Origin of the sequence: Kitasatospora sp. NPDC004723, assembly GCF_040609255.1 — a bacterium.
In the GTDB taxonomy this organism is placed as follows: Bacteria; Actinomycetota; Actinomycetes; order Streptomycetales; family Streptomycetaceae; genus Kitasatospora.
This window is the reverse complement of record NZ_JBEXJT010000013.1, coordinates 164,802-174,811: the sequence shown is the minus strand read 5'-3', so window position 1 is coordinate 174,811 and position 10,010 is coordinate 164,802. Positions and strand designations below refer to the sequence as shown.

Annotated in this window: 4 protein-coding genes and 1 rRNA gene; 3 read left to right on the top strand and 2 right to left on the bottom strand. The window is 71.9% G+C overall.

Going from position 1 to position 10,010, the window contains the following annotated elements:
- Together rrf and ABZW10_RS16435 are read left to right on the top strand one after the other, a co-directional pair.
- A 5S ribosomal RNA gene (gene rrf / locus ABZW10_RS16440) occupies positions 1-93 on the top strand; the annotation flags it as partial.
- 95 nt (positions 94-188) lie between these two features.
- Positions 189-1,025 (top strand): phosphatase PAP2 family protein, encoded by an 837-nt coding sequence (locus ABZW10_RS16435; protein WP_355365239.1) that lies wholly within the window; start codon positions 189-191, stop codon positions 1,023-1,025.
- Between the two features lie 81 nt (positions 1,026-1,106).
- Here the strand turns inward: ABZW10_RS16435 and ABZW10_RS16430 are convergent, their stop codons facing one another.
- Both ABZW10_RS16430 and ABZW10_RS16425 read right to left on the bottom strand, forming a co-directional pair.
- The gene (locus ABZW10_RS16430) at positions 1,107-1,670 is read right to left on the bottom strand and encodes an acetate uptake transporter (protein WP_355365236.1); all 564 of its coding nucleotides are present in this window, start codon (positions 1,668-1,670) and stop codon (positions 1,107-1,109) included.
- A gap of 299 nt (positions 1,671-1,969) precedes the next feature.
- Positions 1,970-4,528 (bottom strand): SpoIIE family protein phosphatase, encoded by a 2,559-nt coding sequence (locus ABZW10_RS16425; protein ID WP_355365233.1) that lies wholly within the window; start codon positions 4,526-4,528, stop codon positions 1,970-1,972.
- 542 nt (positions 4,529-5,070) lie between these two features.
- Between ABZW10_RS16425 and ABZW10_RS16420 the strand changes: the two genes are divergently transcribed.
- Positions 5,071-9,672 carry a HAMP domain-containing protein gene (locus tag ABZW10_RS16420; RefSeq protein WP_355365266.1) on the top strand — a complete coding sequence of 1,534 codons (4,602 nt, stop codon included), beginning with the start codon at positions 5,071-5,073 and terminating at the stop codon, positions 9,670-9,672.
- Positions 9,673-10,010: the final 338 nt, after the last annotated feature.

Genomic DNA, 10,010 nt, shown 5'->3' with positions numbered 1-10,010 from the left:
ACGCCCGGTTACATTCCGAACCCGGAAGCTAAGCCTCACAGCGCCGATGGTACTGCAGGGGGGACCCTGTGGGAGAGTAGGACGCCGCCGAACAATCATTCCAAAAAGACCCCCTCCGGTTCAGGAGGGGGTCTTTTTGCGTTAACGTCTCCCCACCACATCGGAGCTCGGTGGAGAGGCGCGAACCGTTGCAGAACCTGACCCTGACCTGGCAGTCCGCCGGGGGTACCGCTGTCGCTCTCTACGGCGGCGCGTACGCGGCCGCCCGGGTGCGGCGGACGGGTCTCTCGGCGATCCTGCGGGAGGCCGGCACCCTGCTGGCACTGTTCGCGCTCTGGCAGCTCGTCGGGCGGCTCTCGCTGATGAGCACCGAGCACGCGCTGGACCGGGCGCGTTGGATCCACCGGACGGAGTTGGCGGTCGGACTGCCCGACGAGGCCTCCTGGCAGGCCGCGGTGACGCCGTACCCGGCACTGGTGAAGCTGGCGAACTACTACTACGCGTCCATGCACTTCACGGTGATGATCGCGGTGCTGCTCTGGGTCTTCCTGAGACATCGCGAGCGGTACGCGTGGGTGCGGACCACGGTGGTCGTCACGACGGCGGTCTGCCTGGCCGTCCAGTTCCTGCCGGTGGCGCCGCCCCGGATGCTGCCGGAGAACGGGTTCGTCGACGTCGCGGCGGAGTACGGGCAGTCGGTGTACGGCAACGCGGTCGGCGGGGTGGTCAAGGCGGCGCAGCTGTCGGCGATGCCGTCGGTGCACGTGGCCTGGTGCGTGCTGGTGGCGGTCGCGGTGGTGCGGGTGTCGAGGAGCCCGCTGCGCTGGCTGATCGTGCTGCACCCGGTGCTGACGATCACGGTGGTGGTGGTGACGGCCAACCACTTCTGGGCGGACGGCCTGGTCGCGGTGGCGATCCTGCTGCTGGCCTACGCGGCGCAGAGCGGCGTCGCCAGGTGGCGGGCCCGGCGCGCGGGGGACGTCCGGCCGGCGGAGGAGCAGGAGCGGCTGGCCGTTCGCGGCTGAGGAGTGCGGGGGACCGGCGCACGGCATGCCGGTGGGCCGGGCCCCGTGGGGGGAGGGTCCGGCCCACCGGTGTGCCTGCCGTTACTTGACCGGCAGGGCTTCGCGGCCCCACGCGCTGTTGGTCAGCGACGCGGTGGCCCAGTACCAGGCCGCCAGGCCGGAGGCGGCGGCGATCCAGCCGGCCGTCTTGGCGAGGCCGCCGGAGGTGCTGAAGGTCGCGATCGCGGAGACCACCAGGGAGAGCGTCAGCAGCCCGTAGACGGCGCGGCTGAACAGGCCCGCGTTCCAACTGGCCGCGGTCAGGGTGAGGGCGAGCAGGGCCCACAGGAGCAGGAACAGGCCGGCCGCGTTCTTGCCGGCGCCGGAGGCCGTGGACCAGGTGGCCCAGAAGGCGCCGAGGCCGGTGAAGGCTGTGCCGGTGAAGCCCTCGCCGCCGCGGAACTGCCAGAGGCCCGCGATGAACAGGGTCAGGCCGCCGAGGATGTGGGCGAGGTGGGCCGAGTTCCCGGCGGCGGTGCCGCTGAGAATGCCGGTCGAGAGCAGACCGTAGGCGAGGAGGGTCAGGCCGAGTGCGAGGTAACCGAGGTTACCCGCGTCGGCGCCGGTGGAGCGGGCGTTCAGTGCCCCGGTAGCTTCGTTGCTCACCGGAGGCTCCTTTCACTCATGGGCGCGCGCAGGGCGCAGTGAACGCGGGTGAGTGTCGATGAGGTGAAGGCGCGTGACCGCTCCGGGCGCGCACGGCTGGAGCGTGCGACGGCTGCGGTCGGAATGCTGGGCCAGCGGGAGAGCCGCTGGTCACGTCCCCGCCGGGGGATTCCCCGGTGAGATCGGTGTACCCAGGGTGAGCGGGCTTGTACCCTTGTGAATAACACATTTTGTGACGGCGTCCGACACGGTTCGGTCAGGCTCGGACAGCCGGAGCGACAGCGGTCGCACCGATGTGCTCAGACGGTCCGCTGGGTCGGCACCCGCAGGGTGAGGATCGCCATGTCGTCGGAGGGCGGCTCCGGGGCGAACCGCTCGACCGCCCGCTGCACGCGCAGCGCGACCGCTCCGGCGGTGAGTCCGGTGCAGCCGGTGAGCACCTCGGCGAGGCCGTCGTCGCCCAGCATCCGGCGGCCCTCGCGGCGTTCGGTGACGCCGTCGGTGACGCAGAGCAGGACCTCGCCGGGGTTGAGCACCAGGCGCTCGGCGGTGAGGTCGAGGTCGTCCATGACGCCGAGCAGCGGCTGCGGGGTGGCGGCCCGGTCGACCTGGCCGTCGGTGCGCAGGCGCAGCGGCAGCGGATGGCCGGCGCAGACCAGGGAGAGTTCGGTACTGCCGTCCGGACGGGGTGTCAGTTCGCCGTACAGCAGGGTGAGGAAGCGGCTGCGGGCGCCCTCGTCCAGGATGGCGGTGTTGAGCCGGCTGAGGACCTGTGGGGCGTCCAGGCCCTCGCGGGCGAGCAGTCGCAGCGAGTGCCGGGCGAGGCCGGTGACCGAGGCGGCTTCCGGGCCGGTGCCGCAGACGTCGCCGATGGCGAAGCCGTAGGTGCCCTCGCGGATCGGGAAGAGGTCGTAGAAGTCGCCTCCGACCTCGTTGCCCTCGCCTGCGGCCTGGTAGAAGACGTCCACCTCGACGCCGGGGATGTCGGGCAGGTCCGGGGGCAGCAGGCTGCGCTGCAGGGCCTGGCTGGTGGCGGTGCGCTCGGAGTAGAGGCGCGAGTTGTCGAGGGCGAGGGCGGCCCGGCGGGAGAGGTCCTCGGCGAGCTCCAGGACCTCCTGACGGAACCGCACGCCGGCCGCGGTGCCGAGGGCGAGCAGGCCGATCACCCGGTTGCGGGCGGTCAGCGGCAGGACGACGGTCTCGCCGAGCAGGCCGGTGAGGCCGGGGTCGTCGGTGAAGCCGTTGCCGTCGGCGGTGTCGGACGGGGCGTCCCAGAAACGGGTGCCGTGGGTGGGGCCGGACTCCGGGGCGGGCGTCTTGTCCAGCAGGGCGCGCAGCGGGTCGATGAGGTCCTCGTCCTCGTGCAGGACGAAGGCGAGCGAGGCGGGGGCGCCGTGGTCGCCGTTGGTGTAGACGGCGCACCAGGAGGCGAGGGTGGGGACGGCCATCTGGGCCATCAGGGCGAGCGTCTGCTCGTGTTCGAGGGTGCCGGCCAGCAGGTCGGAGGCCTCGACGAGGAAGGAGAGCGAGCCCCGGCGCAGTCGTTCGAGTTCGGCGAGCCGGGTGGACTCGACGGCCAGGGCGAGCCGGTCGGCGGCGAACTGGAGGCGCAGCGCGTCCTCGTTGTCGTAGCGGCCGGGGGCGCCGGTGGCGATGCCGAGCGAGCCGATCAGCCGGCCCTCGACCTTGAGCGGCACGGTGAGCAGCGAGCGCAGTCCGCTGTTGTCGAGGACGGGCAGGCCGGTGGGCCGGGTGGCGAGGTCCTCGTGGACGGAGGGGAGGCGGGGTGAGTCGTAGCGGTTGCCGGTGTCGACCGGGAAGCGGCTGTGCGGGCGCGGCGCGGTGGGCAGGCCGGTGCTGGCGCGCAGTTCGAACTCGGCCTCGTCCTCGGTGGTGAGCAGCAGGTAGGCGGCGTCGGCGTCGAGCAGGTCGCGGGCGCGTTCGACGGTGTGCTGCAGCAGGGTGTCGAGGTCCTCGCCGGCACCGAGGCCGGCCAGCAGGTCGAGCCGGGTGCCGGGTTCGCCGCGGTCGCCGGGAAGGGCGCGGGCGGGGGAGCGCAGGACGGCGCGGTCCTCGTCGAGGACGAGCAGGCAGAGCGTGCTGGGGGTGCCGTCGGTGTCGCGCAGGCGGACCTGGACGCCGTAGACGTCGACGGTGGTGCCGTCGGCGCGGCGCAGCGCGTAGCCGCCCTCCCAGCGGGCGAGCCGCAGGACGGCGGAGAGGCCGAGGCCGCCGTCGGCGGGCTGCGGCCAGAGGGCGAGGCCGGCCCAGGGGCGGCCGAGCACGGTGTCGGCGGGGTGCTGGAAGAGGGCTTCGGCGTCGGGGTTCCAGGCGAGCACCCGGCCGTCGTCGTCGAGCTGGACGACGGCGACGTGGACCGGGCCGTTGCTGCGCGGCAGTTCGCCGCCGGGGGCGGCGGGCAGGGCGTAGCGGGTGCCGGCGGTGTGTGCGGGCAGGGCGAGCCGGAACCAGACGGTCTTGCGGCCGGAGCCGTACTCGACGCCCCAGCGTTCGGCGAGCGCGGCGCACATCAGCAGGCCGCGGCCGCCCTCGCCGTCGGCGTCGGCGTAGTGGTCGGAGGCGGTGGCGGGGACGTCGGCGAAGCTGGGCAGGCCGCGTTCGGGGTGGTGGTCGGTGACCTCGATCCGGACGGTGCCGTCCTCGCGCAGGCAGCAGACCTCGGCGGCGGTTCCGGCGTGCACGACCGCGTTGGTGACGAGTTCGCTGACCAGGACCACGGCGTCGTCGACGACCTCGGGCAGGCCCCACCCCAGCAGGGCGTCCCGGACGAAGGATCGGGCGGCACCGGCCGACCGACCCACGGGTTCGAAGGTGGCGGCTGCGCGCGCGGTGACCACGTTGCCACGTCTCCTCTGCTCTGGCCCTGGCTGTCCGGGGGTGTGGCGCCGCGTCCCTGGTGCGCGCCGACGGCGTGGGCGGCGGCGCCGGGGGCGGTTGTGGCCCGGTGCAGCGCTCCACCCTACTTTCCGCTTGGTTCCCCGTGGGGGCGGGGAGTCGAAACAGGCACCGGAGGGTGATTCTGCCCACCCGTTTCGGACGGGCCGGTACCAACCGAGTGCAACCGCGCTTGTACCGGGCGCGAGTGCTGTCAGACTGGGGGGTCCGCGATGTCCGGTCCGAGCAGTACCGTCGTCGTGGGTCCCGGTGGGCCGGACCGGCCGTCGGGACGGTAGCGCCGGGACGGTGCTGCGCGGCGGGCTCCGATGGGCTGCCGCGGGCGCCGGACAGTTCACGATCTGGGAGGGGCCCGTTGAGTTCGGCCACCAAGGACGCAACCGGTACGACGCCGCCCACTCAGCGTGGCGGGCGCCCCGGGGCCGCGCCGCGGAGCGCGGCCGGCCGGCGTGTCAACCACAGCCGCGGCGCCGAGCCGGCCGAGCTGCGCAAGCTGCTGGCCGCGTTGACGGCGATGCGGGACGGAAACTTCCGGCGCCGCCTGACGGTGCCCGGGGACGGTCCGCTGGCGGAGATCGCCGCGGTGTTCAACGAGGTGGCCGAGCGCAACCAGCACCTCACGGGTGAGCTGGCCCGGGTGCGGCGGGCGGTGGGCCGCGAGGGGCGGTTGAACGAGCGGCTGGAGACGGGTGCCGGTGAGGGCGCCTGGATGGCGGCGGTCGACAACTGCAACGCGCTGATCGACGACCTGGCGCGGCCGATGGCCGAGGTGGGCCGGGTGCTGACGTCGATCGCCGAGGGCGACCTCGACCAGAAGATGGAGCTGCGCTCGCTGCACAGCAACGGGGTGAGCCACCCGCTGCGCGGCGAGTACCTGAAGATCGGCCGGACCGTCAACGGGCTGGTGGACCAGCTGTCGGAGTTCACCGACGAGGTGACCCGGGTGGCCCGCGAGGTCGGCACCGAGGGCAAGCTGGGCGGCCAGGCGAAGGTCCGCAGCGTGTCCGGCAGCTGGAAGGACCTCGGGGACTCGGTCAACACCATGGCCGGCCGGCTGACCGCGCAGGTGCGCAACATCGCGCAGGTGACCACCGCGGTGGCCAAGGGCGACCTGTCCCGCAAGGTGACGGTCGAGGTGGCCGGCGAGATGCTGGAGCTGAAGAACACCGTCAACACGATGGTGGACCAGCTGAACGGCTTCGCGGCGCAGGTGACCAGCGTGGCCAGGGACGTGGGCACCGAGGGCCGGCTGGGCGGTCAGGCGCAGGTGCCGGGCGTCGCCGGTGTCTGGCGCGACCTCACCGATTCGGTGAACTTCATGGCGGACAACCTGACGGGCCAGGTCCGCAGCATCGCCCAGGTGACCACGGCGGTGGCGCGCGGCGACCTCTCGCAGAAGATCGAGGTGGACGCCCGCGGGGAGATCCTGGAGCTGAAGAACACCATCAACACGATGGTCGACCAGCTCTCCGGCTTCGCCGAGCAGGTGACCCGGGTGGCCCGTCAGGTGGGCACCGAGGGACGGCTCGGCGGGCAGGCGCAGGTGCCGTGGGCGGCCGGCGTCTGGCGGGACCTCACCGACAACGTCAACTTCATGGCGAACAATCTCACCGATCAGGTACGCAACATCGCCCAGGTGACCACCGCCGTCGCCCGCGGCGACCTCTCGCAGAAGATCCAGGTCGACGCGCTCGGGGAGATCCTGGAGCTGAAGAACACCATCAATACGATGGTCGACCAGCTGGGCGCCTTCGCGGACGAGGTGACCCGGGTGGCCCGGGACGTCGGTACCGAGGGCATCCTCGGCGGCCAGGCGAGCGTGCCGGGGGTGTCCGGCACCTGGAAGGACCTGACCAACAGCGTCAACCTGATGGCCAACAACCTGACCAGTCAGGTCCGCAGCATCGCCGAGGTGACCACGGCGGTGGCCCGGGGCGACGTCTCGAAGAAGATCACCGTCGACGCCCGGGGCGAGATCCTGGAGCTGGTCACCACCGTGAACACCATGGTGGACCAGCTGTCGGCGTTCGCCGACGAGGTCACCCGGGTGGCGCGCGAGGTGGGCACCGAGGGGAACCTGGGCGGTCAGGCCCGGGTGCGCGGGGTGTCGGGCATCTGGAAGGACCTGACCGACAACGTCAACTTCATGGCGTCGAACCTGACCAGCCAGGTGCGGAACATCGCCGAGGTGGCGGCCGCGGTGGCCTCCGGCGATCTCTCCAAGAAGATCACCATCGAGGCCCAGGGCGAGGTCGCGGGGCTGGCCGGGACGCTCAACACCATGGTCGACCAGCTGTCGGCGTTCGCGGTCGAGGTGACCAGGGTGGCCCGCGAGGTGGGTACCGACGGCACCCTGGGCGGCCAGGCGAGCGTGCCGGGCGTGGCCGGGATCTGGAAGGACCTGACCGACAACGTCAACCTGATGGCCAACAACCTCACCGGTCAGGTGCGGAACATCGCGCTGGTGATCACGGCGGTGGCCCGCGGTGATCTGTCGCAGAAGATCGACGTCGACGCGCGCGGCGAGTTCCTGGAGCTCAAGACCAGCATCAACACCATGGTGGACCAGCTGTCGGCGTTCGCCGACGAGGTCACCCGGGTCGCCCGTGAGGTGGGCACCGACGGGCGGCTCGGCGGTCAGGCGCGGGTGCCCGGCGTGGACGGCACCTGGCAGGACCTCACCGAGTCCGTCAACGAGCTGGCCAACAACCTCACCCGGCAGGTGCGTGCGATCGCGCAGGTCGCCACCGCCGTGACCAGGGGCGACCTGTCGCTGCGGATCGACGTGGACGCCGCCGGCGAGCTCGACGAGCTCAAGGACAACATCAACCAGATGATCGCCAACCTGCGCGAGACCACCCGCACCAACCAGGAGCAGGACTGGCTGAAGACGAACCTGGCGCGGATCTCCGGCCTGCTGCAGGGCCGGCGCGACCTGGAGGCGGTGGCCTCGCTGATCATGACCGAGCTCACCCCGGTGGTCTCGGCGCAGCACGGTGCCTTCTTCCTCGCCCAGCCGGCCGGCCGCACCGCCGAGCTGATCACCGAGGACGACGACGAGAACGACACCGTGCTGCGGCTGATCGGCAGCTACGGCTACCAGCGGCGGGCGATGCCGACCACCTTCCGGCCCGGCGAGTCGCTGATCGGCCAGGCGGCGGTGGAGAAGCGGGCGATCATCCTCAAGGAGGCGCCGCCCGGGTACCTGAAGATCGCCTCCGGGCTGGGCGAGGCCTCGCCGGCCCACATCGTGGTGCTGCCGGTGCTGTTCGAGGGCCGGCTGCTGGGCGTGATCGAGCTGGCCACCTTCAGCTCGTTCACCACCGTCGCGCTGGACTTCCTCAACCAGATCGCCGACCTGATCGGCGTCACCGTCAACACCATCAGCGTCAACACCAAGACCGAGGGCCTGCTGCTGGAGTCCCAGCGGCTGACCGCCGAGCTCTCGATGCGGTCGGCCGAGCTGGAGGCGCGCCAGGAGGAACTGGAGCGCACCAACGAGGAGTTGCAGGAGAAGGCCGAGCAACTCGCGCAGCAGAACCGGGACATCGAGATCAAGAACAGCGAGATCGAGGAGGCCCGGCAGGTCCTGGAGGAGCGCGCCGAGCAACTCGCGCTGGCCTCCCGGTACAAGAGCGAGTTCCTGGCCAACATGTCGCACGAGCTGCGCACCCCGCTGAACTCGCTGCTGATCCTGGCCAAGCTGCTGTCCGACAACAACGAGGGCAACCTGTCGCCCAAGCAGGTCGAGTTCGCCGACACCATCCACGGCGCCGGTTCCGACCTGCTCCAGCTGATCAACGACATCCTGGACCTGTCCAAGGTCGAGGCGGGCAAGATGGACGTCCGGCCGGCCCGGATCGCCCTGGTCCAGCTGGTCGACTACGTCGAGGCGACCTTCCAGCCGGTCGCGCTGGACAAGAACCTGGAGTTCGGCGTGCGGGTCTCGCCGGCCCTGCCGGTCACCCTGCACACCGACGAGCAGCGGCTCCAGCAGGTGCTGCGCAACCTCATCTCCAACGCGGTGAAGTTCACCGACACCGGCGCCGTCGACTTCTCGATCAGCCCGGCCGGGAAGGGCGCGCCGCAGCACGTGCGCGAGCAGCTGCTGGAGGCGGGCGCGATCCAGGACCCGGACGACCCGCTGATCGCGTTCACGGTCTCCGACACCGGGATCGGCATCCCCGGCAACAAGCTGCGGGAGATCTTCGAACCGTTCCGGCAGGCCGACGGCACCACCAGCCGCAAGTACGGAGGCACCGGCCTCGGGCTGTCGATCAGCCGGGAGATCGCCCGGCTGCTCGGCGGCGAGATCCATGCCGAGAGCGAGCTGGGCAAGGGCTCGACCTTCACCCTGTACCTGCCGCTGCGCGCCGAGGCGCCGGACGCCGCCGGGCAGGCCGCGGCCGCGCTGCGCGCCTCGGTCGGGGTCACCCCGGCCGGGACCCCGGTGCCGGTGGGCGAGAGCCCGGCCGACCACTGGGCCCAGGAGGTGCGCGAGCTGGTCGAGGTCCGCCGCCGGGGCGCGGTCGAGCGCCGCCGCACGGCGGCCCTGGACGCGGCGGCGGACGACCGCGCGGCCGGGGCCCGCGGGGCCGTCGGCGGCCCCGCCGAGGGGCGCGTGGCCGGGGGCCGGGCGGTGGAGGGGCGGATGCCCGAGGCGGCCCCGGCGGCCCGCCCGTCCGGGCGCACCGACACCCGCTTCGGCGGCGAGCAGGTGCTGATCGTCGACGACGACGTCCGCAACGTGTTCGCCCTCACCAGCGTGCTGGAGCAGCACGGCCTGACCGTGCTGTACGCCGAGAACGGCCGCGAGGGCATCGAGATGCTGGAGCAGCACGAGAACGTCGCGCTGGTCCTGATGGACATCATGATGCCGGAGATGGACGGCTACGCGACCACCGAGGCGATCCGCCGGATGCCCCAGTTCGCCGGGCTGCCGATCATCGCGCTGACCGCCAAGGCGATGAAGGGCGACAAGGAGAAGTCCCTGGAGGCCGGCGCCACCGACCACATCACCAAGCCGGTGGAGACCGATCACCTGCTGTCGGTGATGCACGAATGGCTCACCGTCCGGAGGTCCTGAGGGGCCGGAACCGGCGTCCAGCGGGCCCCGGACCTGCCCGAGTTGGGACCGATCGGATGACGGGGGCGTGAATCCCGGAGTACGCTCCAGGATTCACGCCGGTGGGGCGCGCGGTTTGCTGGCGGGGAGGGCCGGGAACCGGGTAGGGTCACCGATCGTTGCGAACAGTGACCGAGTGACAACTCGCTGGTGAGCGTACGCCGGGGCACTGACTGCGCGCCGCTCCGGATCCGGACGCGACGGAGCGATGTGCCGGGCGAGGGGGTGCGGCTAGCATGACCGGGGTAGTGGTGGGCAGTACGCGGGTGCCTTCCCCAGGTAGGCAGGCGACAGGAGGG